The sequence below is a fragment of the Dolichospermum sp. UHCC 0315A genome (genome assembly GCF_008121535.1).
In the GTDB taxonomy this organism is placed as follows: domain Bacteria; phylum Cyanobacteriota; class Cyanobacteriia; order Cyanobacteriales; family Nostocaceae; genus Dolichospermum; species Dolichospermum lemmermannii.
In genome coordinates this window covers 1,488,264-1,514,546 of the sequence record NZ_CP043056.1, presented here as the reverse complement: position 1 = coordinate 1,514,546, position 26,283 = coordinate 1,488,264, and the positions used below count along the sequence as shown (strand labels likewise).

Below are 26,283 nucleotides of genomic sequence, written 5' to 3'. Positions count from 1 at the left end.
TATGAATTTTTAATTAGTAACAGTATGTTCTTATCTCGTGAAGCTATTACCACACCTTTAGTCGTTTGCTTGTGTATTACCAGTATTAGCTTAATGCAAATACCAAAGTTGCAAAAACTATTAACTACTCAACAATCTATTTCTGTTGAAACTCTGGAAAAAGACCTCAAAAAAGAAAGTCTTCGCTTGAACTTACTGCAAAATGTACCTAGTTTTAGTTATAAAAACCTGATTGCAGATTGGGTATATATTGATTTTTTGCAATTCTTTGGCGATGATGAAGCCAGAGATAGAACAGGGTATCGTCTCAGTCCAGAATATTTTGAAGTTATTTTAGGACGTGACCCCCGTTTTCTAGACGCTTACCTAGGACTTTCTGTAAGTAGCTCTTTATACGGTGGGATGCCAGAAAAATCTATAGCTTTAATGGACAAAGGATTAAAATCTTTATCTCCACAATTACCCAAAAAATCCTATTATATCTGGCGTTATAAAGGCACAGATGAGTTATTGTTTTTAGGTAATGCTCAAGCAGCCCAAACATCTTTTCTCAAAGCCGCAGAGTGGGCTAACACTTATACTGACGCGGAAAGTAAGCAAGCAGCATTTAGTTCTCAAAAAACCGCTGAGTTTCTCAGTAAAAACCCAGATAGTAAATCAGCCCGTATTTCTACATGGATGATGGTTTTAAATAATAAAGTTGATCAAAAAACTCGCAAACGAGCCATTCGGGAAATTGAAGCTTTAGGAGGGGAGATAGTCACTAATCCCAACGGTACAAGTAGTATTAAATTACCAGAAAAGGATTGATTGGTCAGTGGTCAGTTGTTAGTAGGGGCGAAGCATTTGGAAGATAAATTATCGGTCATTGCCAAAAATAGTTCTCCAAATGCTTCGCCCGTACAGTTGTTAGTTGTTAGTAGGGGCGAAGCATTTGGAAGATAAATTATCGGTCATTGCCAAAAATAGTTCTCCAAATGCTTCGCCCGTACAGTGGTCAGTTGTCAAGAAAGAGACAATAGACAATAAATATTTTCCCTGCTCCCTGCCCCTGCCTCTTTTCTCCTGACTCCTGCTGAGAATCGCTACAATAGAACTCCTATCATTCTCATGTTTTAGAATTGCAGGAGGTGGGGGATAATTTTTAGCATGACAGGAGGATTATTTTGAGATATCTTAAAATAAGTTAACATAATTATCATAATGTCCTCTTTCTTAGAGAAGCTAAGTATAAGCAGCAAACCAGTACAGGAGAATCAACATCAGTGAATAATAAAAGATGGAGAAATACGGGGCTGTACGCGCTCCTTTTTATAGTTGTTATTGCCCTAGGAACAGCATTTTTTGACAAACAACCCCAAAGCCGGGAAACATGGCGCTACAGCCAGTTTATCCAAGAAGTTAAACAAGGCAGAGTTGAGAGAGTCAGTTTGAGTTCTGACCGTTCTACAGCTTTGGTAACACCCAAATATGATCCTAATAAAAAGATCGTTACCTTAGTTAACGACCCAGATTTAATCAATACTCTGACAAATAAAGGTGTTGATATTGCCGTATTACCTCAAGCAGACGAAGGATTTTGGTTTAAAGCTCTCAGCAGCTTATTCTTCCCTGTATTGCTGCTAGTTGGTCTATTTTTCCTTCTCCGTCGCGCTCAAGGTGGACCAGGTAGCCAAGCCATGAACTTTGGTAAATCTAAAGCCAGAGTGCAAATGGAACCCCAAACTCAAGTGACATTTGGGGACGTTGCGGGTATTGACCAAGCTAAATTAGAACTAAATGAAGTTGTAGACTTTTTGAAAAATGCCGATCGCTTTACCGCTATTGGTGCAAAAATTCCTAAAGGTGTACTTTTAGTTGGTCCTCCTGGTACTGGTAAAACCCTGCTGGCGCGGGCTGTTGCTGGAGAAGCAGGTGTTCCTTTCTTCTCAATTTCCGGTTCTGAATTTGTGGAAATGTTTGTGGGTGTGGGTGCTTCTCGCGTCCGCGATTTATTTGAACAAGCGAAAACTAATGCTCCTTGTATCGTCTTTATTGATGAAATTGACGCGGTAGGTCGTCAACGGGGTGCTGGTTTGGGTGGTGGTAATGACGAACGGGAACAAACCCTCAACCAGTTACTAACGGAAATGGATGGTTTTGAAGGTAACACTGGCATTATTATTATTGCTGCTACCAACCGTCCTGACGTATTAGACGCGGCTTTATTACGTCCCGGTCGTTTTGACCGTCAAGTTGTGGTAGACCGTCCTGACTACGCTGGAAGAAGCGAAATTCTCCGAGTTCATGCTCGTGGTAAAACTTTATCTAAAGATGTAGACTTGGATAAAATTGCCCGTCGGACTCCTGGTTTTACCGGTGCAGATTTATCTAACTTACTCAACGAAGCGGCAATTTTAGCCGCCCGTCGGAATTTAACGGAAATTTCGATGGATGAAATTAATGATGCAATTGATCGTGTATTAGCGGGTCCGGAAAAGAAAGACCGGGTAATGAGCGAAAAGCGCAAAACTTTGGTTGCATACCATGAAGCAGGTCACGCTTTAGTTGGGGCTTTAATGCCTGACTATGACCCTGTGCAAAAGATTAGCATTATTCCCCGTGGTCAAGCTGGTGGTTTAACTTGGTTTACCCCTAGTGAAGACCGTATGGACACTGGTTTATATAGCCGTGCTTATTTGGAAAATCAAATGGCTGTGGCTTTGGGTGGTCGTCTCGCTGAAGAAATTATCTTTGGTGAAGAGGAAGTTACTACTGGCGCTTCTAATGATTTACAGCAAGTTGCCAGAGTAGCTAAACAAATGATAACTCGCTTTGGCATGAGCGATCGCTTGGGTCCAGTTGCCCTTGGTCGTCAACAAGGAAATATGTTCCTGGGTCGAGATATTATGTCAGAACGCGACTTTTCAGAAGAAACCGCTGCTGCTATTGACGAAGAAGTTCGGAAATTAGTAGATACTGCTTATCTTCGCGCTAAAGAAGTTTTACTTAATAACCGCAAGGTTTTAGATGAAATTGCTCAAATGCTGATTGAAAAGGAAACTGTTGACGCTGAGGAATTACAAGAAATCCTTGGTAATAACGATGTGAAAATGGCTGCTTTTGCTTAATTTTTCCTAAACTTTTAAAAAGGGTAATTCTGGTTTTTCTGGAATTACTCTTTTTAGTTTCTTGTGAACGTTAAAGATTCTAAAATCCCATACGGTTTAGTTAAGCCTAATACTCTTTTTTTAAAACGAACCACAGAGGCACAGAGGACACAGAGAGAGAAAAAATAGAGAGGTTTTTTGCGTCAGTTTTGGGACATTTTTTTATGGTATATTAATTACATTTTCCTGGTTTTGTAAGACAACATTAATCTAGAATAGATTATGACTACACTTCAATTGAAAAATCACCAAATCTGGCAAGATTTAACTGAGATATTAGAAAATTTAGATACTAATTCTCTTGTTCAAAAACATCTTGAACAATGCTGTTATACAATCAATGGTTATTGGAATGAACAGGATAGATATTATGAATTAATTACTTTACCTCACCCCATAGAAGCAAAATTAGTTAGTAGTTTTGTAGGTGTTACCCAAGATAAACGTTTTCTAAAACTCAAATTTTCTCTTATGAATTTTCTTGAAAATATAGGTGAGTTAGTTCTTATCTATAATGAAAATCTGGAATTTATTGATGAAAATTGGCTTTTAGATATAGATTCTCTTCTGCTTATGCTTGATAAAAGACAAGTTAATAATACCTGATTAAATGAACCACGAAGGGACGTTCGCGCAGCGTCCCGTAGGGATAGAACACGAAGGAAGAAAAGAAGAAGGTTTGTTTTATCTTATTTGCAAAACTAAGGTTTCTTCTCCTGGTGAAACTAAGGTTTTTCCCACTGGTAAAACAGCTAAAGCATTAGTTTGTGCTAAATTAATTAAGTTCCCTGAATTTAAGTTACCACTTGTTTGATGAAACTCATAAATACCATCATTTAAATTTAAATTACCCCAAATATAAGTTTCCATTTTTCCGTTAGATATTAATTCGGAATGGGAGTTTACTTTTAAAAATTTTGCTTCCCAACCTGTATTTATTCCTGAAAGTTTTTTAATTGTTGGTTCTACAAATCGCCAAAATGTCACCAAAGCCGAAACGGGATTTCCTGGTAAACCAAAATAAAGAGAGTTGGGAAATGTAGCAAATGTTAAAGGTTTTCCTGGACGCATTTGCACGGCGCGAAAATGAATTTCTGCCCCCAAAGATGCTAATATATTATCAATATAATCATAATCACCTACGGAAACTCCACCAGAAGAAAGAACTATATCCGCATGATTAATGGCGTAATTTATAGTTTCTGTTAAAGCAGTTTGATTATCTTTAATAATTCCTAACATTAACACTTCTGCACCTAATTCTTTTACCAAAGCAGCTAAAGCATATTGGTTAGAATCTACTATTTGTCCAGGTTGTAGAGTTTGTTCTGGTGTGACTAATTCATCACCGCTGGAAAAAATAGCCACTCGTGGACGACGGAAAACACTGATTTTAGGTAGTTGTGCTGCTGCTAAAATCGCAATTTCCGCTGGGTTGAGGGAAATTCCTGCTGGTAAAAGTTCTTTTCCGGCTTGGTAAAAGTCTCCTTGGTGTCTGACAAATTCTTGGGGTTGCGGTGTAGCTAAGATAAAAACTTGGTTTTTCTGAAATTTAGTTTTTTCTTGCATAACTACAGTATCTGCACCTTTTGGGATGATTGCACCAGTGAAAATCCTGGCTGCTTGTCCTGGTTTAATAGTAATTTGGGGTTGATATCCTGCGGGAATCTCTTCGACAACTGCCAATATGGTAGGATTTTCAGGATTTGAATTTTGCACATCTTCATAACGTACAGCAAAACCATCCATTGCGGAATTATCCCAATGGGGAAAATCTAAAGAACTAATGACAGGAGTTGCTAAAATGCGATGAAATGCTGTTAATAAATCCACAATTTCAATATCATGTTGTTGATTTAAAGGTTGGACGGCATTGAAAATAATAGTTTCGGCATCTTGGACTGATAACATAATGAATAAGTAGGTTAGCGTTAAAAATTGTCGTTATAGCAAGGAAAAAGGCAAGAGGCAGTTGAATCATGAAACTCTTGTAGTGCGGGCATACTTCGACAAGCTCAGTACAAATCTTGCCCGCTAAGTAAGTAGACGAAAATAAATCAAAGTAGATTAAGTAATGTAAAAAATCTGGAGATGATTTCGTAGTAAGGGCTTCAGCCCTCAAATGAGGAATAAATTCCTCACTACAAACTTTGAATTATTCAAGCCGTTCTACTTACACTGAATAGAAATTTAATAGTTAATTAGTGAGCAGATACCCAACTTCTATTTTAGAATTAGATTATATATCATATATTTATTTAAGAAGTTGGGGATATTTTATATCTCCCCATAACCACCACCTCCTGGAGTTTCAATGACAAATATATCTCCAGGATTCATTTCTACCACAGCTTTACTTCCTAATTTTTTCACAGTTCCATTATTTCTTTCTACATAATTTTTACCTATCATACCTGCTTTCCCACCACATAAACCAAAAGGGGGAATAACCCGATGATTTGCTAAAATTCCCGCTGTCATATTTTCCAAAAACCGCAACCGTCGAATTACACCATTTCCACCGTGATATTTACCTTTTCCTCCGCTATTTTCACGAATTGTAAAACTTTCTAAAATTACCGGAAACCGCCATTCTAAAACTTCAGGATCTGTTAATCTAGAATTAGTCATGTGGGTATGAACTGCGTCTGTTCCATTGAAATCTTCACCCGCACCAGAACCACCACAGATAGTTTCATAATATTGATATTTCGTATTACCAAAAGTAAAATTATTCATCGTTCCTTGGGAAGCAGCTAACACACCCAAAGCCCCATATAAAGCATCTGTAATTGCTTGGGAAGTTTCCACATTTCCCGCAACTACCGCAGCCGGATAATGGGGATTTAACATACAACCTTGAGGAATAATCACTTCCAACGGTTTCATACATCCTGCATTTAAAGGAATATCATCATTTACCAAAGTGCGGAAAACATATAAAACTGCTGCTTTACAAACTGCTGATGGTGCGTTAAAGTTATTATTTAATTGCGGTGAAGTCCCAGTAAAGTCTATTTTAGCATTTCTGAGTTTTTTATCAATAGTAATTTTAACTTTGATCATACTTCCATCATCCAAAGCATAACTAAAACTCCCATCTTTTAAAACTTCAATTACTCGACGAACTGATGCTTCGGCATTATCTTGGACAAAACCCATATAAGCTTGAACAGTTTCTAAGCTGTAGTGTTCTACCATTTTCAATAATTCTTTAACTCCCAGTTCATTCGCTGCAATTTGCGCTTTTAAATCGGCGATATTTTGAGGAATATTCCTCGCTGGGTAAGGTTCACTGCTGAGTAAATTAATTAATTCCTGTTCGCAGAAAACCCCAGAATTAACTAATTGAAAATTATCTAATAAAATGCCTTCTTCTGTGACACTTGTACTATAAGGTGGCATAGAACCGGGAGTTATTCCCCCAATATCTGCATGATGTCCCCGTGAAGCTACATAAAAAATAGGAAGATGAGAATTAAGAAATATCGGAGTAATAACTGTAATATCTGGAAGGTGAGTTCCCCCATTGTAGGGATTATTAGCAGCGAAAACATCACCAGGTTGAATATTATTTTTATGAGTGGAAATTAAAGCCTGAATACTTTCACTCATTGAACCTAAATGTACAGGAATATGCGGGGCATTTGCGACCAATTGTCCATGGTTATCGAAAATTGCACAGGAAAAATCGAGCCTTTCTTTGATATTCACAGAAGAACTGGTATTTTGTAATGTTATTCCCATTTGTTCAGCAATTGCCCGAAACAAATTATTGAAAATTTCCAACATGACAGCATCAGGATTTTCAATTTTCTCATTTGTATTTTCCACTGATAACTGACTACTAACAACTGACAAAACCAAATTCTGAATATTAGTTAATTCCGCTTTCCAATGGGGTTCAATAATATTTGTACCCGTCGCTTCTACAATAATTGCAGGTCCAGAAATACAGTCTCCCGGTTGTAAATTCTCCCGACGATAAACTGGGGTATCCCACCATTTCCCAGCAGTAAACATCTGTACGGTTGTATCTGCAATCGGTAAATTATCATTTATCCGAGAAATTACAGATGCAAATGGGGCATCATGATGTAATACTAACTCCACCGTCACCGCTTCCACAATCAAGGGTTTTTCCTCGGCAATAAAGCCGTAACGCTGACGATGTAACTCTGCAAACTGATTCTGCATTGCTGCTAAATCGGCAAAATTCACAACCAAAGCCGCATCTGTTCCTTCATATCTTAAATGCAGCTTTTCATACCGTTGAATCTCTGTGTTACCAGGATCTTGAGGGTTTAATTCTTTTTTTCCCTCTGCTGCTAATTCTGTAAATACTACTTTTAAATTTGACAATATCCCTAATTCTAAAACCGCTTCAATAGCTTTTTCTTTTAACACCCTCACATCTGCTAAACCCATACCATAAGCAGATAAAACTCCAGAATAGGGATGAATAAATACCTGTTTCATTCCCAAAGCGTCAGCAATTAAACAAGCGTGTTGTCCACCTGCACCACCAAAACAGCATAAAGTATACTCAGATACATCATAACCACGTTGGAGGGAGATTTTTTTAATCGCATTGGCCATTTTATCAACGGCAATGGTAAGAAAACCCGTTGCTACTTGTTCCGCTGTGCGATTATCACCAATTTCTTCTACCAATTCCGCAAATTTACTCTTGACAATTTCCACATTCAATAATTTGTCAGCATTTGCTCCAAATACTTGAGGGAAAAAAGCAGGTTGCAACTTACCTACCATGACATTACAGTCTGTCACCGTTAGGGGTCCGCCTTTGGAGTAGGAAGCAGGACCGGGATTTGCACCGGCTGATTCTGGTCCAACGCGATAACGAGAACCATCAAAATGTAAAATTGAACCGCCACCCGCTGCAACGGTATGAATAGCCATCATTGGAGTTCGTAACCTAACTCCAGCCACTTCTGTTTCTAAGGTACGTTCATATTCACCATTATAATGTGCAACATCCGTAGATGTACCACCCATATCAAAACTGATAATTTTATGAAATCCTGCCATCAGAGTAGTTTGGACTGCACCAACGATTCCCCCCGCCGGACCGGACAAGATACTATCTTTACCAAGAAAAGTTTCTGCGTCAGTTAAGCCTCCATGAGATTGCATAAACTGGAGAGTAACGTTTTTTCCTAACTGACTCGCTACCTGATTCACATATCTTCGTAAAATCGGCGATAAATAAGCATCAACTACCGTTGTATCACCACGACTGACTAATTTCATTAAGGGGGTAATTTCGTGAGATACGGAAACTTGAGTAAAGCCAATGTTTTTAGCCAGGTTAGCAACCTGTTTTTCATGGTTGGTGTAGCGATAACCGTGCATAAAAACAATTGCACAGGAATGAATCCCGCTATTATAAGCTGTTTGCAGTTGAGGACGAATGGCATCTAAATTTAAATTAACTAATACATCACCTTGGGCGTTGTAACGTTCTTCTACTTCAATTACTTGTTCATATAACATTTCTGGTAAAATAATCTGCCGGGCAAAAATATCGGGACGGTTTTGATAGGCGATTTTTAAAGCATCTCGAAAGCCTTTGGTGATGAGTAAAACAGTTCTATCCCCTTTTTTTTCCAGTAGGGCATTTGTAGCTACTGTTGTCCCCATTTTGACAATTGTGATTTCCTCTGAAGGAATAGTTTCATGATCTGAAATGCCTAAAAGTTCCCGAATTCCCTGTATTGCTGCATCGGTGTAACGTTCGGGATTTTCGGATAATAGTTTGTGAATTTGTAATTTACCGTCGGGGCATTTGGCGACAATATCAGTAAATGTACCACCCCTATCAATCCAAAATTCCCAAGTCATTGTAAATTAACCCTCTTACAGAATTTATAAATTAGAGAAAACGGTATTAACAATATTTTAACCAACTACATCTTGCAAAGAATCACTTTTTTCTCGGACAAGATGGCCATCTTCCATGTAAACAATTCGGTCAGCAATATCTAAAATGCGGTTATCGTGGGTAACAAGCAAAATTGTACAACTATGCTCTTTTGCTAGTTTCTGCATTAATTCTACTACATCTCGTCCCGATTGTTTATCAAGTGCGGCGGTAGGTTCATCTGCTAGAACTATTTTCGGTTGACTTACCAATGCACGAGCGATCGCAATTCGTTGTTTTTGTCCCCCTGATAAGTTATCTGGATAATAATTAAGCCGATTTCCTAATCCTACCTCTTCTAGCATTTTTTGTGATTGGATTAACATTTCTTTTCCAGACATTTTCGGTTGTAATTCTAAACCCATTCTTACATTTTGAATTGCTGTTAAGCTACCATGTAAGTTATGGGATTGAAAGATATAACCGTTATTTCTGCGGGCTTGGGTTAATTGTTTTGCATTGGCTTTACAGAGTTCGTTGCCTAATATCCGCAAACTGCCAAATTGAGCCGAACGCAATCCACCAGCTAAGGTTAATAATGTGGTCTTACCTGAGCCAGATGGACCTGTCATAATCACAATTTCACCTGTATTAATGGTGAGGTTGATATTAAATAAAACTTGTTTTCGCAGTTGTCCATTTCCAAAATAATGATCGAGGTTTTGGATGGAGATTACAGGTTTGGGAAAGTTAAGAGTTTGCATATTTGATTGAGGTTTTCAGGATTTTTTTTGCACGCAGAGACGCAGAGGCACAGAAGAGTAATTTTGAGAAATTTAAAACATATCGGCTGGGTTGGCTGACTGTAGTTTATTTGTGGCTATTGCACCGGAAATTGTACACATTATTATTGTCATTAGGAAAACTACTAATGTTCTGCTTAAGAGGGTGTTTGAAAAGTTTTGAATGTATAGACTGACCCCTCTCCAAACCTCTCCCCTGCAAGGGGAGAGGCTTTAAAACCCCCATTCCCTTGCAGGGAAGGGGGGTAGGGGGGTTAGGTTTTTGGAGATTACCGGTTTGATATAATACTTTTCAAACAACCTCTAAGGTCAAGCTGCATAAAAATTATCATAAGTAGGTGAACACAATAAAACCAAACTGTGTAAAGAAACGTAAAATCGCCCAAACCCTCTTCACTCTTGCCTCTTGCCTCTTGCCTTTTGCCTTGCCATAACGACAATTTTCAACGCCAACCTACTTATGTACATCTGATTTATTTGCCCAAGTTCGACAATGCCGTTATTGGATACTACTTCACCTGCAGGAGTATAAATGTCAAAAATTACACCATTCTGGGGAGCTTTAACATAAGTTTGATCTAAGTTGGCTTTGGCTGATACTAAGTCTACTGGACGCACTTCATCTATTTTATTTAATGAAGTACATTCTATTTCGCGCAGAGGCGCAAAGAAGCAAAGGCGCAAATTTGATTAATTTGTCGGTTTTAAAGATGAGGAAATTGAAAAATTGTTAAAATAAATATGAGATGGAAATAGATGAGTAAATATAATTTATTGGGAGAGATATAAAGTTATTATTGCTTATTACTCCAGCAATTGGTATTCTTATAAAAGCAGGCTTAATCCATTTATAAGTATCAAATAAATGAATCACCAAACTACCTTTCAAGAAATTGCTTCTCAATTGCAATTATTCCAAAGTATAGAACAGAAAGAAAGATTTATATTTGTAATTGGTGCTTTAACATCGCGGTTAATTAGTTTATATAAAGCTTCCGAAATAATGGAAATGGATACAGAAATGTTTTTGAAAGTTTTAGAATTAATGGGGATAGATTTTTCATATCTTACAGTTGAAGATGTTGTTATAGAGAAAATCTGGTAAGCATGATGAAAATAGTTTTGATGGTATTTTTGAAGATTGATAATTAAATTCTCGCTATTTGAATCTGAGTTGTAAATACGATATTACGATTGGATTTGTCAAGTACCGCATCAATTCTATCGTGATTAGTTTGTATGTATTCCTGGATGCTGAAAAATGAGCAGGTAAGCCGATAAAATTAGTCAGAATGCGGGTAGCAGTTAAAGCTGTCAAAATTCTAGAATGAAATATAAGGTGAATGAATTAAAATTATTGCTATGCTGAACCGAATCAAAGACTTAACAACAAATATATCACACCGCTTAGTCGAAATCCGTCGCCATCTTCATGCACACCCAGAACTTAGTGGGCAAGAATATCAAACCGCTGCTTTTGTTGCAGGTGTGTTATCTGCCAATGGCTTGCACGTAGAAGAGGGAATAGGTAAAACAGGTGTCATTGGTGAATTACAAGGAACTCAACCTAGTGATAGGATATTGGCAATTCGCACTGATATGGATGCTTTACCCATTCAAGAACGCACAAGTTTAGAATATGCTTCTCGAATTGAAGGAGTCATGCACGCTTGTGGCCATGATATTCATACTACAGTAGGTTTGGGGACAGCGATGGTACTTTCCCAAATTGCCCCTGAATTGGGTGGAAAGGTGAGGTTTTTATTTCAACCTGCTGAGGAAATTGCTCAAGGTGCAAATTGGATGGTACAAGATGGAGTAATGAATAATGTTGCGGCTATTTTAGGGTTACACGTTTTTCCTTCCATTCCTGCTGGTTCAGTTGGTATTCGCTATGGTGCATTAACAGCCGCCGCAGACAATTTAGAAATTATTATTATTGGTGAGTCTGGACATGGGGCGCGTCCCCATGAAGCCATAGATGCAATTTGGATTGCAGCGCAAGTGATTACATCATTACAACAGGCGATTAGTCGAACTCAAAACCCTTTGCGTCCCGTAGTATTAAGTATTGGCCAAATTAATGGCGGAAGAGCGCCAAATGTAATTGCTGATAAAGTACAGTTATTAGGAACAGTGCGATCGCTTCACCCAGAAACCCGTGATAAACTACCACAGTGGATTGAAAACATAGTGGCTAATGTTTGTAATTCTTTCAACGCCAAATATCAAGTTAATTATCATCAAGGTGTACCCAGTGTCCAAAATGATAATGCTCTAACACAATTATTACAATCTTCCGCAGAAGAAGCTTGGAGTAATGATCGTGTCCAAATTTTACCAGAACCATCATTAGGTGCAGAAGATTTTTCTGTTTATTTAGAACACGCCCCTGGTTCAATGTTTCGCTTAGGTGTAGGCTATGAAGAGAGAATAATTAATCATCCCTTGCATCATCCCCAATTTGAAGTTGATGAATCTGCTATTATTACTGGAGTAGTCACATTAGCTTATGCAGCTTATAAATATTGGCTAAATAAGTCAGAAGTATGATTTGTGTGATTGGTTTGATTTAGATGATTAATTAGTCAAACAAATCACAAAAATCACAGTCCAGAAATTGCTCTTTAAATAAATTCCAGAAAATTACACCGTCAATCATGCCACCAATCGAAACTATAGATTCAAACTCATCAGAACAAAGCACTAATAATTGGTATTTAGTCACTGTCCGTTCTAAAAAAAGAGAAGTATTTTTGAAATATCTGAATTTAGCTATTAGCCAAAATCAATTACAAGACTTGGTAATAGAGATAAAAAGTCCCCAAGACGCAGTTTATCAAGATATTGTTTTATTAAATATCAGTAATTTCAAAAATGCCTATATACAACTTAAAAAAATCGAATGTTTCCAAAATATCGAACGAAAACCTTTAGCATTACCACAAGTAAATAGAATGTTGGGTATTGGATAAAATTTATAGCAGAGAATAGGGAATAGGGCAAGTAGAAATTTGTGAGAAAATCTTTTTTAGCTCTTTTCTATGTGTTCTCTGTGGTTATAAAAAATCCAAAAAATACATAATGCAAAAAAGAGTAAAAGTTAAACCAAATTCTCAACAGCAAAAGATTGAAGAATTAGCAGATGGTAGTTTAACTGTACATCTTAAATCACCACCAGTAGATGGTAAAGCTAATGAAGAGTTAATTAAACTACTAGCCAAAAAATTTGATGTTGCTAAATCCTCTATCAGAATTAAATCTGGGACAACATCTCGACAAAAGGTAATTGAAATTGATGGAATTTAGGGCAATTATCAATTACCAATCACCCATTTGGCACAATTACTAGGTATGATATCTTATCTGCAAACATTTACCCAGTAAAACCTGACTATGACTCAAAACTACCGCATTACCCTACTACCTGGAGATGGCATTGGTCCGGAAATTATGTCCGTAGCAGTGGACGTGCTGAAATTTGTCGGTAAACGCTTTGATTTTTCCTTTGAATTTTCCACAGCTTTAATTGGTGGTGCTGCTATTGACGAAACAGGCGAACCACTACCCGCTGTTACCTTAGATAGGTGCCGCAATAGCGATGCTGTCTTACTCGCTGCTATTGGTGGTTACAAATGGGATTCTCTCCCCTCAAATTTACGCCCAGAAGCAGGTTTATTAGGGTTGCGGGCTGGTTTACAACTATTTGCTAATTTACGTCCTGCGAAAATTCTCCCCCAGTTAATTGACGCTTCCACCTTGAAACGAGAGGTTGTAGAAGGAGTAGATATTATGGTGGTGCGGGAACTCACCGGCGGGATTTATTTTGGTAAACCCAAAGGCATTTTTACAACAGAAACCGGAGAAAAACGCGGTGTAAATACGATGGTTTACACAGAATCAGAAATTGAACGCATTGGCCGCGTAGCTTTTGAAACAGCGCGGAAACGAGGTGGTAAACTCTGTTCAGTGGATAAAGCCAATGTGTTAGAAGTATCTCAATTATGGCGGGAAAAAATTACACAACTTTCCTCAGAATATACTGATGTTGAGTTATCTCACTTGTATGTAGATAATGCCGCCATGCAATTAGTCCGCGCTCCCAAACAATTTGATACAATTGTTACAGGAAACTTATTTGGTGATATTCTCTCTGATGCTGCGGCAATGCTCACAGGTAGTATAGGAATGTTACCTTCTGCTAGTTTGGGGGCTGATGGTCCCGGTGTCTATGAACCAGTCCATGGTTCAGCCCCGGATATTGCCGGACTTGATCAAGCCAACCCCTTAGCACAGGTTTTAAGCGCCGCCATGATGTTGCGTTATGCTTTAGACCAAGCAGCAGCAGCAGACTTAATTGAAAATAGCGTGTTACAAGTTTTAGAACAAGGTTATCGCACAGGAGATATTATGTCCCCAGGAATGAAACTTGTCGGTTGTCGAGCTATGGGCGCAGCACTAATGGAAATTCTGCAATTAAAATCACGTTAAAGTGTAAATCTGGAAGTTTTACTATTTATTGTGAAAACTTTCAGATACACTAAAAGCAAATCTGTAAATCTCAATATAAAAGCCAATTGTGTACGCTTTACAACAAGAACAGGCAACCTTTACCCACTCCAAAAAGCATCCTTCTTTGATTGATCCTACTGTAATTAGAGCAGCTAGTCACATCTACTATACCTACTGTGAAGTCCATCCAGAAATAGTAGGAAAAGCTACAGGAGTAGCAATTAGTCGGGTAACTCATCGGGGTAAAGTGATTTTTACTAAGTACCCAGTGTTATTACCACAGGAATGTTTTGTCCCGTTGAATCAAATTGAGTCCTATATGTATTAGTCAACTGACAACTGACAAATAATAATATGGACATTTTAATGAATATTTCAGCCAGTATCATTGTCTTTGTTTTGGGTGCATCTCTGGGTAGTTTTATTAATGTTGTGGTTTATCGGCTACCCGCTGGCTTATCAGTGCTGTGGCCACCTTCTCGCTGTCCCAAGTGCTTAAATAGGTTGAAGGCTTATGATAATGTCCCGGTTTTCGGTTGGTTATGGTTAAAAGGGCGGTGTCGTTATTGCCAAACTCAGATTTCTCGCCGTTATCCATTAGTGGAGGCATTAACAGGGATAATATTTTTAATAGTATTTTGGGTTTTTCAATTTTCAATTTTCACCCTGGGATATTGGGCTTTTTGTAGTTGGTTATTGGCTTTATCTCTCATAGATTTAGATACAATGACCTTACCTAACCCCTTAACTAAATCGGGTTTAATTTTAGGAATAGTCTTTCAAATGGCTGTGGGTTGGTTATCAGAACCGACTGCGGTGGGATTATCAAAACGCTTAATAACCGGAATAGCCGGTGCAGTTCTGGGTTTATGGCTGTTTGATGCGATCGCCCTTTTAGGTTCTATGGCTTTTGGCAAAACGGTTATGGGTGCAGGTGACGCTAAATTAGCTGCTATGATGGGAGCATGGTTAGGATGGCGTTATTTACTACTAGCGGTTTTTATCTCCTGCATTTTGGGAGTATTCGTCGGTGGTGGCGCAATTATCCTCTCTCGTCACCAAATGGGACAAAAAATGCCTTTTGGACCTTTCCTAGCGTTAGGTGCGGTAATCACTGTTTTTTGCGGTGAAGCTATTTTGTCCCCATATATGAGATTATTTTTGCCTGGATCTTAATATCATTTTTTAAATCTTTTTTTTGTTTCATGCTTATGGTTTTATCCACTTAAACCTGTATCGCACCTGACTGTAGCTGTGATTACCCCATTGAGATTTAAATATGTCTAAACTATGATTTTTATGATTTTTGTGATTTTTGTGATTTTTATGATTAACTAATCATCCAAATCAAAATAATCAAATCAATCATCCCAATCAAAATAATCACACAAATCATAGTTATGACATTGCTTATGGTTTTATCCACTTAAACCTGTATCGCACCTGACTGTAGCTGTGATTACCCCATTGAGATTTAAATATGTCTAAACTATGATTTTTATGATTTTTATGATTTTTGTGATTTTTATGATTAACTAATCATCCAAATCAAAATAATCAAATCAATCATCCCAATCAAAACAATCACACAAATCATAGTTATGACATTGCTTATGGTTTTATCCACTTAAACCTGTATCGCACCTGACTGTAGCTGTGATTACCCCATTGAGATTTAAATATGTCTAAACTATGATTTTTATGATTTTTATGATTTTTGTGATTTTTATGATTAACTAATCATCCAAATCAAAATAATCAAATCAATCATCCCAATCAAAACAATCACGCAAATCATAGTTATGACATTGCTTATGGTTTTATCCACTTAAACCTGTATCGCACCTGACTGTAGCTGTGATTACCCCATTGAGATTTAAATATGTCTAAACTATGATTTTTATGATTTTTGTGATTTTTATGATTAACTAATCATCCAAATCAAAATAATCAAATCAATCATCCCAATCAAAACAATCACACAAATCATAGTTATGACATTGCTTATGGTTTTATCCACTTAAACCTGTATCGCACCTGACTGTAGCTGTGATTACCCCATTGAGATTTAAATATGTCTAAACTATGATTTTTATGATTTTTGTGATTCTTATGATTAACTAATCATCCAAATCAAAATAATCAAATCAATCATCCCAATCAAAACAATCACACAAATCATAGTTATGACATTGCTTATGGTTTTATCCACTTAAACCTGTATCGCACCTGACTGTAGCTGTGATTACCCCATTGAGATTTAAATATGTCTAAACTATGATTTTTATGATTTTTGTGATTTTTATGATTAACTAATCATCCCAATCAAAACAGTTACACAAATCATAGTTAAGACATTTAATCATCTAAATCATAGTTCTGATTTTGTCCTCACACCTAATTACATAAGATAAAAATGGCAAACAACGAAGAATCACGCGGTTTAAAGTCTCTATTTGATTGGTTCGCAAATCGGCGTAAATCAGGAAGTCCCAATTCAGAACGCCAAGAACGGGAAATTGCTGATGGTTTATGGCATAAATGCCCTAAATGTGGTGTTCTTAGCTATACAAAAGATTTAAAAGCTAATCAAATGGTTTGCGTTGATTGTGGTCATCATAATCGCGTTGATAGTGATGAACGAATTCGCCAATTAATTGATGCTAATACCTGGAATCCATTGGATGAGCATTTACGCCCCACTGATCCCTTACAATTCCGTGATCGTAAACTATATAGCGATCGCTTGCGAGAAACACAAGAAAAACTAGGACTGATAGATGCTGTTAAAACTGGGTTAGGACAAATTAACAGCTTACCCATAGCTTTAGGAGTCATGGATTTCCGGTTTATGGGTGGAAGCATGGGTTCTGTTGTCGGGGAAAAACTCACCCGCATGATTGAACAAGCCACCCAACGGCGTTATCCTGTCGTCATTATTTGCACATCAGGTGGTGCGAGAATGCAGGAAGGAATGCTGTCTTTAATGCAAATGGCGAAAATTTCCGCCGCCCTCCAACGTCACCGAGATTCTAAACTATTATATATTCCTGTTTTAACCAACCCAACTACCGGAGGTGTTACCGCTAGTTTCGCCATGTTGGGTGATATTATCATCGCTGAACCCAAAGCAACTATTGGTTTTGCGGGAAGACGGGTAATTGAACAAACTCTCAGAGAAAAACTTCCTGAAGATTTTCAAACCGCTGAGGACTTACTTAAACACGGATTTGTTGATGATATCGTCTCCCGTACCCAATTAAAAACTACTTTGACACAATTAATTGCGCTACATCAACCTCTCCCCACAACGACACCAAGTATGGTTTTGTGGGAAACAATGAAATTAAGTTCCGCTACTGTTGAATAAAAAACGGAAATGAGGGAAGAAATTTCCTTCTTCCTTCAACAACTAACAACGGACAACTAACAACTGACAACTGTACGGGCGAAGCATTTGGAGAACTATTTTTGGCAATGACCGATAATTTATCTTCCAAATGCTTCGCCCCTACTAACAACTAACAACGGACAACTGACAACTGACTCCTTCTACTTACCCGGTTCTTGGACAAAAATTAGGGGAATTAGCCCTAGTAGTCTGCATAGGCTAGATAGCGCAAATAAGCCTAATAAACCGCCAAATTCCTGGTTTTGGGCAATAAAACCGCCGATAGTTGTCCCTAAAGCTCCACTCACGCCCCCGACAGCCGCAACAATGGCAAAATAGATAGATTTATTTCTCACGGGGGCAATTCCTAAATACATATTAGTGCTACATAAATCAACTCCTGCCCAAGTGATGCCAGTAAAAATATGTAAAAGCGGCAACCATAACCAAAAATCAAGTTGATGATGACCAATTCCTAACCATAATAATGGCGTAATTGCGACTAAAATACCCACACAGATAAGAATAGGACGATTACCGATTCTATCGGCTAATTTCCCCCATATAATCAACACTAACAGATTTGCCCCGGTCTGAAGACTGCTATAAATAGTTACTAAAGTCACATCTAAATCTAAAGTATCTAATAAATAGAAGTTGAAAAAAGGTGCGCTCAAATGCACAGCCAACATCCAGATACTGAAATAAAGCAGAAATAGTAAAAATTTAGAGTTCTGCCCAATAATAGTAGTCCAATTAATTTCTTCTTTGCAAATATCTTGAGGAGGATTTTCACAAAAATTCAAACTATGCTGATTTTGTAATTGCGGATTTACGTCTGCTTGAAAATATTGACAACACAAACTAATAATTCCACAAATAGTTCCTAAAGATAGAACTAATCCATAACCTTCGATAGTTCCACCATGCCAATTTGATATTACTAATCCCGCTAAAGGTACACATATTAAATTCGTCAGATTACAAGCACTATTCCGAATACCAAAATATCTCCCTCGTAACCTGCGGGGAACAATAATTGCTAACCAACTTAGCCAAGATGCACTTCCTAATCCTCCGAGAAGATGACTAAAAAGAACAATTGACAGTGTTAATACTACCAATTGTTGAGAATCTAGTAAACTGGAATTGTTAGCAAAAATGCCAATAACTAGAATTAACCACAATAACCGAGAAGTTCCAAAAGTTAATAGAGAATATTGAAATCTACTGGTAGTTTGTTCAGAAATGTAAGCCCCCACAGGTTGAATAAAATTTACCAGCATGGGAATTGAGGATAACATTCCAAAGATCACCGGAGTAGCATCCAACTCGACTAACAAATTACTGACTAAAATTCCCCCGGTACTCAGACCAAAAATAGATGCAAAAACAGCATCTATGGTAGAAGCTTGTAAACTGGTACGAATATCTTTTTTAGTAAATTGCTGAGGAAACTGTTTAGTTAGTAAAGAGTCAAGATTGGGAGTTTGAATATCCAGTGCTTCAACTGTGTCAACCGGAAGGGAATTCATATTATCATAAATTACAGAGCTATCTTTTGTTCTTATATTTTTCAATATCAGTTTGCAGACTCACAGTCTATAAAACACCTGAAAAAATGTCATCAGTATTTCATAATTAGGAGATTAATCAAGCTTTTGCAATTAATAATTGAGGAAAAGATCCAATTCTTCCCCATTTCTCTTTATGAAAATAATTGTTTATATTTATACTAATTCATTACTGGATACTGTTCCCAACCAAGGTGATTTGGGTTGGGAAGGAGATAAAATTTATGAAGATTTGGGAAAACGAAACCATAACACCAGATCCCCGACTTCTCTAAGAAGTCGGGGATCTGAATTATTCATCTTGATTTCTAGGAGCTTGTTTGCCTTTTTTACCTGCATTCCGCACATTCATGACTTTACCCAGTAAATCAAACCAAAAAGGCGCACCCATAGCAATAGCAATACCACTCACAAGCCAACCAGCAATCATACTCAAAACACTGAAAACAGGCAACCCATTAATTCTATATTTTGTTACATTGATTTGCTGTTGTACGTTAGCACTTGTCCAACCAATTGGTAACTCAACTTCTTTTAAAATCTCGTTAGGATCTACTTTACTCATATCTGAAGCATTAGATCCTTGTGGTACTACTTGTACAGCCTTGTTAATAATTATTTCTCGTAATAAAGAATCCTTAGATAAGCGATTAATGATATGAAAAGTATCGGCATTGGCTGTAATAGCTAAAGTTATGCCAATGATAATTGCTACTCCCTTAGCATTACGTTTGTAAACACCACCGGCTCTTTCCATAGAGCTATCAAAACTATTTTCAATTTCTTTCCGTAAAAGAATAATCCCTTCTTCCGTGCTTTTAGCTCTCATTTGGGCGCGTTTTGCCATAGTTTCAATACTATCAACAACAGAATCTGGCAGAATATCAATTAGTTCTTGAACTTTTTTATAGGTTTCACTATCTTTATCTTGAATAGCTGCTATAACTTCACCATGAATATCACTACCTTTTTTAATAGATTTGACAATTTCATTGATATTAGGTTTTAATCCTCCTAGCACTATGGCTTTTTCTGCATCTGCAAAAATATCTTGTCTGACGAATTTTAGTTCCCGCAAAGGTTTATCTAAAATATCTTCATGATTGCCTATGTTTGCTTGGAAACTATCTATATATTTATCTAGGCTATCTCTCATCCTATTTATCGCCATGTAGATATCATATTTATCCTTATTAAACTCATCAGTAATGCGGTTATACTCTAATTCTAACTGTTTATAATCTGTGGCAATATCAGTAGCAAATTCACTAGATAACTCTTGATTATTAATGTAAACCTGCAACTGAATTAAAATTTGTCTGATATCATCTAAACGTTCATTTTTGAATTGTTCTAGTCTGATTTCAGTTAATTTTTTGACCAATACTGGCAGTTGGAGTGTATCCATAAAACTATTGGCAAAACTTTCACCACCAATATAGGAAGGCGCACTGCGTTTTTGATCACCAAAAACAGTTTCTTTTCTAAATCTAGAACTAGACTTTCTGAATAGACTAAAGAATGAGCCAATTGCCCAGGTAGCTTTCCGAGGTAAAGTTGCTAATAAACCTTTAGCCTCTTGATTAATACTTTGAATTAAAGGATTGCCATAAATTTTATTAACTAGTTGAATTACTTCCGGTTTTTCTGAGTTTTGAGCATCACCAGCTAAAAGAATTTCAATTGATCTTCTCAAGTGTTCAGCCCGCCATTGCAGTACAGTTGTCAATAGTTCTTGAATTTCTGAAGCCAGTAAACTTAAAATTAAGTAAATAAAAATTAAACCCAGTGCCACATCTAAAATAAAAGGTAGGTTCATTGACATTCTCCTTCAGGGTAATTGAGCAAATGCTAATGGTAGTATTTATATCATTTAATCGGCAGGATGCCTGTAAACTTCCTGAAAAAAATTAATCAGAAAATCTTCGCCAAAAAATTATCTCTGTTCCTAAGAAACTGAGCTAATTTGGGATCTAGCCATTGCTTTTAAAAATAGATTGTTCCCGGATGGCAACATAGAAGATTCGCTTTGATCTCTATGTGATTAAACCTAACAATTATAAGATTCGCATAGAATATGCAAGAAGGAAGCTTTATTTGGACTCATCTAGAAAAACAGCACCGTGTGGTTGAAAGAAAGATTGATTGGCTATGGCTAATCCTCTTGTTATTGGCAGCGGTGATCTTGTTTAGCATCAATCTTGGCGGTTTGCCCTTACAAGATGGGGATGAGGCAACTGTAGCCAGGGTAGCGCGGGAAATTTGGCAAGCTCCAGCAAATTCAATGCGCTGGCTTTACCCTACTTTGGGCGGTGAACCATATCACCACACACCACCGCTGATGCACTGGTTAATTGCTGGGGCTTATGCTCTGGGTGGTGTTAATGAATGGACAACTCGTCTACCTAGTGCAATTTTGATGGCAACTTCTGTACCTTTGTTGTATTGCATGGGGAGAGAGATATTTCGGCACCGTTGGGCAGCTATTTATAGTTCCTTAATTTATCTAACAATGCTGCCAGTGGTGCGTTATGGCAGGTTAGCAGTGTTAGATGGGGCAGTTGCCAGTTTTTTGATTTTGATGATGTGGTTTGTCTTGCGATCGCGCCGGGATTTGCGTTACTGCTTAGGTGTAGGCATTAGTTTCGGGTTAATTTGTCTAACTCAAGGCGTGATGGGTGTTTATTTAGGTGCAGTTGTTTTAGTCTTTCTTTACTGGGATACACCTAGACTACTCGCAAGTTATTATTTCTGGACAGGTATTTTCATCGGTTGTCTACCTGTATGCTGTTGGTACGGATTTCAAGTATGGCACTATGGCTATCCCTTCAATATTGATGTGAATACATCTTTAAACCATATCCAAACTATTACTAATGGCAGTTTCCAAGCACCTTGGTATTATCTTTTAGAAATCGCCAAGTGGACATGGCCTTGGTTGATATTTCTCCCCCAAACTATCCGCATTACCTGGGAGAATAATAATTTAAGTTGGGCAAAATTGATTATTGTTTGGTGTGGTGTTTATCTATTAATTATTTCCCTCATTAGCTTTAAACTTCCCTGGTATATAGTTCCTATTTATCCAAGTTTAGCTTTAGCTTTGGGGTTTCAATTAGCAGAAATAGAAAATGTGCCTGTAGTTTCTGGCTATCCCCGCGCTTGGGTAACGAGTTTAGCAATATTGGCTGTGGTGGCTTCTGCAGGCAGTATTTATTTTAGTTGGAGAACTTTAGACAAAGTAGAATTACAGATAATTTTTGCAGCAGTGGCTTTAACCATGACTTTAGCGGCAATTTTAGCCGAGCGAGGTGATAGACAATTTCTGAAAATTTTAATTTGGGGAAGTTATATTTCTCTATTGTTATTAATGAAATCTCATTACTGGGTTGGGGAATTAAATACAGCTTATCCTGTGAAACCAGTAGCAGCAATGATCACTAAAATAAATCCAGCAATTAAGGAAATCTATACATCTTTTCCCTACCATCGTGCTTCTTTGGATTTTTATAGCGATCGCACTATTATTCCTGCTTCTATTGGTGAGTTACAATATTACTGGCAGTATGATAGCCAACCTTATTTCCTCCTCAATATATCTACCTTAGAAAACCTCCAATTCAACTCTATCAAAGTCATAGATCAAGTAGAAGATTGGCAATTAATTACCAAAGAAAATAACTCATTTTAACAATACCTTTGCCATTTTTATTGTTTCGGAGGTTGGGTTGAGCGAAGCAAAATCCAACGCTGATGTTGTCTTTCCTGTAATACAACCCAACCTGGGAATTCAGGCTTTTTTCAATTTGGCGAAAGTATTTTTTAAGGTTCCACAAGAAATCTATTTTTCACCCTTGTTCATTCTTTCAATTTGGGGAATTTCTTGGCCATCATGACTCATATTATCTTGAGTCATAGTCACAATCCCGAAAAAAATCGCACTTCCCACAACCAAAGACAAAAAAGGACGCTTAATGAAGATAAAATCTCTGATTATCCGTGCCAAAGGTCGGCTTTGACGACGTAAAGCCGAAGAGATCATCATTTGTTTCCAAATAAACGGGTCACGAACATAATGTCCGCTTTGACAAACAACTAACTTTTCTTGGCAATAAGGACAGGAAAACAAACCAATATAGGATTTTATTGGCGTGGTTCTGTTATTTCTTTGGCAAATTGGGCAAGTAACATAATGATCATGAAAAGTATTTGTACTCATCTACCTCGTCCGCCTATTCCCTTGATTCTATTTATAACAATATCTGTATTGAATTTTACTGAAAATCCAGCGGTTATGCCATAGTCACTGACAGTTATTGGCAAAATACTATGATAGCGATATGCAATTGCATGAGATCCAAAATTTACCTAAAACTGAGAGGATGTTTGAAAAGTTTTTAATGTATAAATAAACCCCTCTCCAAACCTCTCCCCGACGCGGGGAGAGGCTTTGAAACCCCCATTCCCTTGTAGGGAAGGGGGGAAGGGGGGTTAGGTTTCTGGAGATTATCGGTTTCATCTAATACTTTTCAAACAACCTCTGAAACACCAAAAGACTTTCAACTCTGTTGCCTATTCCCTGCTCCCTACTATGTAGACTTTAAAAATGAAATTGACCTAAGGACATACTTCCTTATATACTAACTCAAGTTGCTAGTACCGCAGGACGGAATTATTTTTTTCTAAATATTTTGTGATTTTTGCTAATTAATTATTGAGCAGGCAGTTTTTCCCATAATAAACCACAATAAGAAATAACAGATAAAAAATCGTTTTTTCTGACATTTACCTCGGTTATCAATGACTCTCTTGCCTCCGACTTCGCAGACGAAGGTCACGGAATCCGATACTTTTTCCCCACCTTCCATGCGGTTCACTCAGTTAATTAATCGTTTTCAGCCCTCCTCAGAAACAGTAGTGCTTTTTTTAGCCGTGCTAATTGGCGGTAGTACAGCTATGGGGATAGTCACCTTTCACTATTTAATCCAGCTAATTAACAATTTCATGCTGGAAAATCTGATGGGACAAATTGGGAGCTGGGGTGCTTGGACTTTAGCTGCTGTTCCCACTTTGGGTGGTATCATTGTTGGCCTCATGCGTTGGCGCACTCAGGATTTTGGTCCAGGACTTTCTTCTCTCATAGCTGTTTCTCAAGGCAAAGAAGCCAAGAAACCCCTCCGACCGGTCACAAAAATGATCGCTGCGGCTGTTTCTATCGGCAGTGGTGCATCCTTGGGTCCCGAAGGTCCAAGTGTAGAAATTGGGACTAATTTCGGAGTTTTATTGTCTGATATATTACAAGTTTCTCAAGAACGTCAGCGGTTACTCTTAGGTGCTGGGGCGGCGGCTGGTTTAGCTGCTGGTTTTAATGCCCCCATTGCTGGCGTATTTTTTGCCTTAGAAGTAGTCATGGGAACTACATATTTTGCTACTTCTGCGGTAAGTGTGGTGTTACTTGCCGCTGTTGTCGCCGCCTTAATTGCTCAAATTGGTTTAGGTTCACAACCGGCTTTTGCTTTACCTGCTTATCAAGTTCGCAGTTACCTAGAATTACCTCTTTATCTGGGTTTAGGTTTAGGTGCAAGTTTAATTTCTCTCACCTATACTGAATCAATTCGGTTAGCCAAATCCGCCTTTGCTGGTAATTTACCAGGGTTGAAATTACTAGGTAAAATTCCTCAATCAATTCAGCCTATTCTCGGTGGTGTAATCATTGGTATAGTCGGTTGGCGCTACCCGCAAATTTTGGGGATTGGCTATGAAACCGTAGAAGCTATGCTCCAGGATGAGGATTTTTCGCTGAACCTATTACTAATATTACTGGTGTTAAAATTGCTGATGACAGCGGTAAGTTCAGGGAGTGGTTTTGTCGGTGGATTATTTGCACCAGCGATGTTTTTAGGTGCGTCCTTTGGGTCTGCTTATGCTAAATTTTTGGCTTTGGTAGCACCAGGAATTGGAGACTATATGGCTGCTCCTCCAGCTTATGCAATGGTAGGTATGGCAGCGGTTTTGGCAGGTAGCGTCAGAGCACCATTGACAGCAATTTTAATGTTATTTGAATTAACCCGCGATTATCGGATTGTTTTACCTTTAATGGCAGCGGTGGGTTTAAGTGTTTGGTTAGTAGAACGAATTAAACCAACTTTAGATGCTAATGCTAATCTGCAACAGATTGGTTTGCCAGAATTGAAAGATGAAAAAGTAGAACTTTGGCAGCAAATGTTAGTCGCAGATGCTATGCACGCTTACCCCAAAAAATTATCAGCTACTCTGGGAGTATTAGAAGCTGCGGTAGCAATGACACGGGAACGAATTCGCAGTGCGTTGATAATTGATGATGATGCTGGCAAGTTGGTGGGAATTCTGTCCTTAGAAGATATTAAACGGACTCTGGCTCTATGGCAAAATCTTTCTAATTCATCTACTGAAATTCAGGAATATTTATCTAGTCAAAAACTTATAGATATTTGTACTACGGATATTCTCTATGCTTGGGAAGATGAACCTTTATCTGAAGCCTTAGACCGCATGGCATTACGTGGGTTACATCAATTACCAGTGGTAGCTAAAGACAATCCTGATTTTATTCTGGGTTTATTAGAAAGAGAACAAATTGAATTAACTTGTAATTTAACGGCAATCACTAAGGTACTACATCAATATCTACCAGTGATTACAACCACTGAATATATAGAGGAAATTGGGAATTGGTGATTGGTGATTGGTGATTGGTGATTGGTGATTGGTGATTGGTGATTGGTGATTGGTGATTGGTGATTGGTGATTGGTGATTGGTGATTGGTCAGTTGTCAGTTGTTGGTTGTCAGTGGCAAATATCTTCTTATTGCCTGTTCCCTGTTCCCTGTTCCCTGTTCTCTAAATTTTGGTAATTGGTCAGTTATTAGTTATGCAGCAGTCAGGGGTAAAACAAAACCACTGACAACTGACAACCCATAACTGACTAATG

Annotated in this window: 22 protein-coding genes and 1 pseudogene; 15 read left to right on the top strand and 8 right to left on the bottom strand. The window is 37.8% G+C overall.

What is annotated here, in order from left to right; genetic code table 11:
- Positions 1–24: 24 nt before the first annotated feature.
- From BMF77_RS07035 to BMF77_RS07025, 4 genes are all read left to right on the top strand, one after another.
- Positions 25–810, top strand: coding sequence for a hypothetical protein (locus BMF77_RS07035; RefSeq protein WP_148761706.1), 786 nt, complete (start codon positions 25–27; stop codon positions 808–810).
- A 103-nt stretch (positions 811–913) separates the two neighbouring features.
- Positions 914–1,069 carry a hypothetical protein gene (locus BMF77_RS26575; protein ID WP_168204348.1) on the top strand — a complete coding sequence of 52 codons (156 nt, stop codon included), beginning with the start codon at positions 914–916 and terminating at the stop codon, positions 1,067–1,069.
- Positions 1,070–1,265: 196 nt separating this feature from the next.
- Positions 1,266–3,110 (top strand): ATP-dependent zinc metalloprotease FtsH3, encoded by a 1,845-nt coding sequence (ftsH3, locus tag BMF77_RS07030; protein WP_148761704.1) that lies wholly within the window; start codon positions 1,266–1,268, stop codon positions 3,108–3,110.
- Between the two features lie 261 nt (positions 3,111–3,371).
- Positions 3,372–3,755: a hypothetical protein gene (locus tag BMF77_RS07025; RefSeq protein WP_148761702.1), complete on the top strand. Its 384-nt coding sequence runs from the start codon at positions 3,372–3,374 to the stop codon at positions 3,753–3,755.
- 78 nt (positions 3,756–3,833) lie between these two features.
- Here the strand turns inward: BMF77_RS07025 and glp are convergent, their stop codons facing one another.
- From glp to BMF77_RS27720, 4 genes and pseudogenes are all read right to left on the bottom strand, one after another.
- Positions 3,834–5,060 carry a gephyrin-like molybdotransferase Glp gene (glp, locus tag BMF77_RS07020; protein ID WP_148761700.1) on the bottom strand — a complete coding sequence of 409 codons (1,227 nt, stop codon included), beginning with the start codon at positions 5,058–5,060 and terminating at the stop codon, positions 3,834–3,836.
- A 366-nt stretch (positions 5,061–5,426) separates the two neighbouring features.
- On the bottom strand, positions 5,427–9,014 hold the full coding sequence (locus tag BMF77_RS07015) for a hydantoinase B/oxoprolinase family protein (RefSeq protein WP_148761698.1): 3,588 nt from the start codon (positions 9,012–9,014) through the stop codon (positions 5,427–5,429).
- Between the two features lie 57 nt (positions 9,015–9,071).
- Positions 9,072–9,797, bottom strand: coding sequence for a DevA family ABC transporter ATP-binding protein (locus BMF77_RS07010; RefSeq protein WP_148761696.1), 726 nt, complete (start codon positions 9,795–9,797; stop codon positions 9,072–9,074).
- 501 nt (positions 9,798–10,298) lie between these two features.
- A pseudogene (locus BMF77_RS27720) lies at positions 10,299–10,475 on the bottom strand (HlyD family secretion protein); the annotation flags it as partial.
- A gap of 226 nt (positions 10,476–10,701) precedes the next feature.
- On the opposite strand from BMF77_RS27720, the gene BMF77_RS06995 reads away from it, so the two are divergent.
- The 8 genes from BMF77_RS06995 (at position 10,702) to accD (ending at position 17,718) form a co-directional block, all read left to right on the top strand.
- Entirely contained in the window at positions 10,702–10,941 is a 240-nt protein-coding gene (locus tag BMF77_RS06995; RefSeq protein WP_148761694.1) for a hypothetical protein, read from the top strand.
- 257 nt (positions 10,942–11,198) lie between these two features.
- Positions 11,199–12,389 (top strand): M20 family metallopeptidase, encoded by a 1,191-nt coding sequence (locus tag BMF77_RS06990; protein WP_148761692.1) that lies wholly within the window; start codon positions 11,199–11,201, stop codon positions 12,387–12,389.
- A gap of 107 nt (positions 12,390–12,496) precedes the next feature.
- A complete protein-coding gene (locus BMF77_RS06985) occupies positions 12,497–12,811 on the top strand; it encodes a hypothetical protein (RefSeq protein ID WP_015079536.1) in 315 nt (104 codons plus the stop codon).
- A gap of 109 nt (positions 12,812–12,920) precedes the next feature.
- Entirely contained in the window at positions 12,921–13,145 is a 225-nt protein-coding gene (locus tag BMF77_RS06980) for a DUF167 domain-containing protein (protein WP_015079530.1), read from the top strand.
- Positions 13,146–13,232: 87 nt separating this feature from the next.
- Positions 13,233–14,327: a 3-isopropylmalate dehydrogenase gene (leuB, locus tag BMF77_RS06975; RefSeq protein WP_148761690.1), complete on the top strand. Its 1,095-nt coding sequence runs from the start codon at positions 13,233–13,235 to the stop codon at positions 14,325–14,327.
- A gap of 88 nt (positions 14,328–14,415) precedes the next feature.
- Positions 14,416–14,676 carry a hypothetical protein gene (locus BMF77_RS06970; protein WP_148761688.1) on the top strand — a complete coding sequence of 87 codons (261 nt, stop codon included), beginning with the start codon at positions 14,416–14,418 and terminating at the stop codon, positions 14,674–14,676.
- Between the two features lie 26 nt (positions 14,677–14,702).
- Positions 14,703–15,524, top strand: coding sequence for an A24 family peptidase (locus tag BMF77_RS06965; protein WP_015079527.1), 822 nt, complete (start codon positions 14,703–14,705; stop codon positions 15,522–15,524).
- Between the two features lie 1,240 nt (positions 15,525–16,764).
- Complete coding sequence (accD, locus tag BMF77_RS06960) at positions 16,765–17,718, top strand: acetyl-CoA carboxylase, carboxyltransferase subunit beta (RefSeq protein WP_015079526.1); 954 nt, start codon at positions 16,765–16,767, stop codon at positions 17,716–17,718.
- Here accD and BMF77_RS26570 read toward each other — a convergent pair.
- The 3 genes from BMF77_RS26570 to BMF77_RS06950 form a co-directional block, all read right to left on the bottom strand.
- A complete protein-coding gene (locus BMF77_RS26570; protein WP_168204347.1) occupies positions 17,705–17,869 on the bottom strand; it encodes a hypothetical protein in 165 nt (54 codons plus the stop codon). The genes accD and BMF77_RS26570 overlap by 14 nt on opposite strands.
- Before the next feature lie 31 nt (positions 17,870–17,900).
- Positions 17,901–19,274, bottom strand: coding sequence for an MFS transporter (locus BMF77_RS06955; protein ID WP_148761686.1), 1,374 nt, complete (start codon positions 19,272–19,274; stop codon positions 17,901–17,903).
- Positions 19,275–19,605: 331 nt separating this feature from the next.
- On the bottom strand, positions 19,606–21,132 hold the full coding sequence (locus BMF77_RS06950; RefSeq protein WP_148761684.1) for a hypothetical protein: 1,527 nt from the start codon (positions 21,130–21,132) through the stop codon (positions 19,606–19,608).
- 258 nt (positions 21,133–21,390) lie between these two features.
- Here BMF77_RS06950 and BMF77_RS06945 point away from each other — a divergent pair, with 258 nt between their 5' ends.
- A complete protein-coding gene (locus BMF77_RS06945; protein WP_148761682.1) occupies positions 21,391–23,004 on the top strand; it encodes a glycosyltransferase family 39 protein in 1,614 nt (537 codons plus the stop codon).
- A 150-nt stretch (positions 23,005–23,154) separates the two neighbouring features.
- Here BMF77_RS06945 and BMF77_RS06940 read toward each other — a convergent pair whose 3' ends face one another.
- Positions 23,155–23,532 carry a hypothetical protein gene (locus BMF77_RS06940; RefSeq protein WP_015079522.1) on the bottom strand — a complete coding sequence of 126 codons (378 nt, stop codon included), beginning with the start codon at positions 23,530–23,532 and terminating at the stop codon, positions 23,155–23,157.
- Positions 23,533–24,113: 581 nt separating this feature from the next.
- Between BMF77_RS06940 and BMF77_RS06935 the strand changes: the two genes are divergently transcribed.
- Positions 24,114–26,030, top strand: coding sequence for a chloride channel protein (locus tag BMF77_RS06935; protein WP_148761680.1), 1,917 nt, complete (start codon positions 24,114–24,116; stop codon positions 26,028–26,030).
- Between the two features lie 99 nt (positions 26,031–26,129).
- Positions 26,130–26,273, top strand: a complete 144-nt coding sequence (locus BMF77_RS27215) for a hypothetical protein (RefSeq protein ID WP_210422311.1) — start codon at positions 26,130–26,132, stop codon at positions 26,271–26,273.
- The last annotated feature ends 10 nt before the right edge of the window (positions 26,274–26,283 follow it).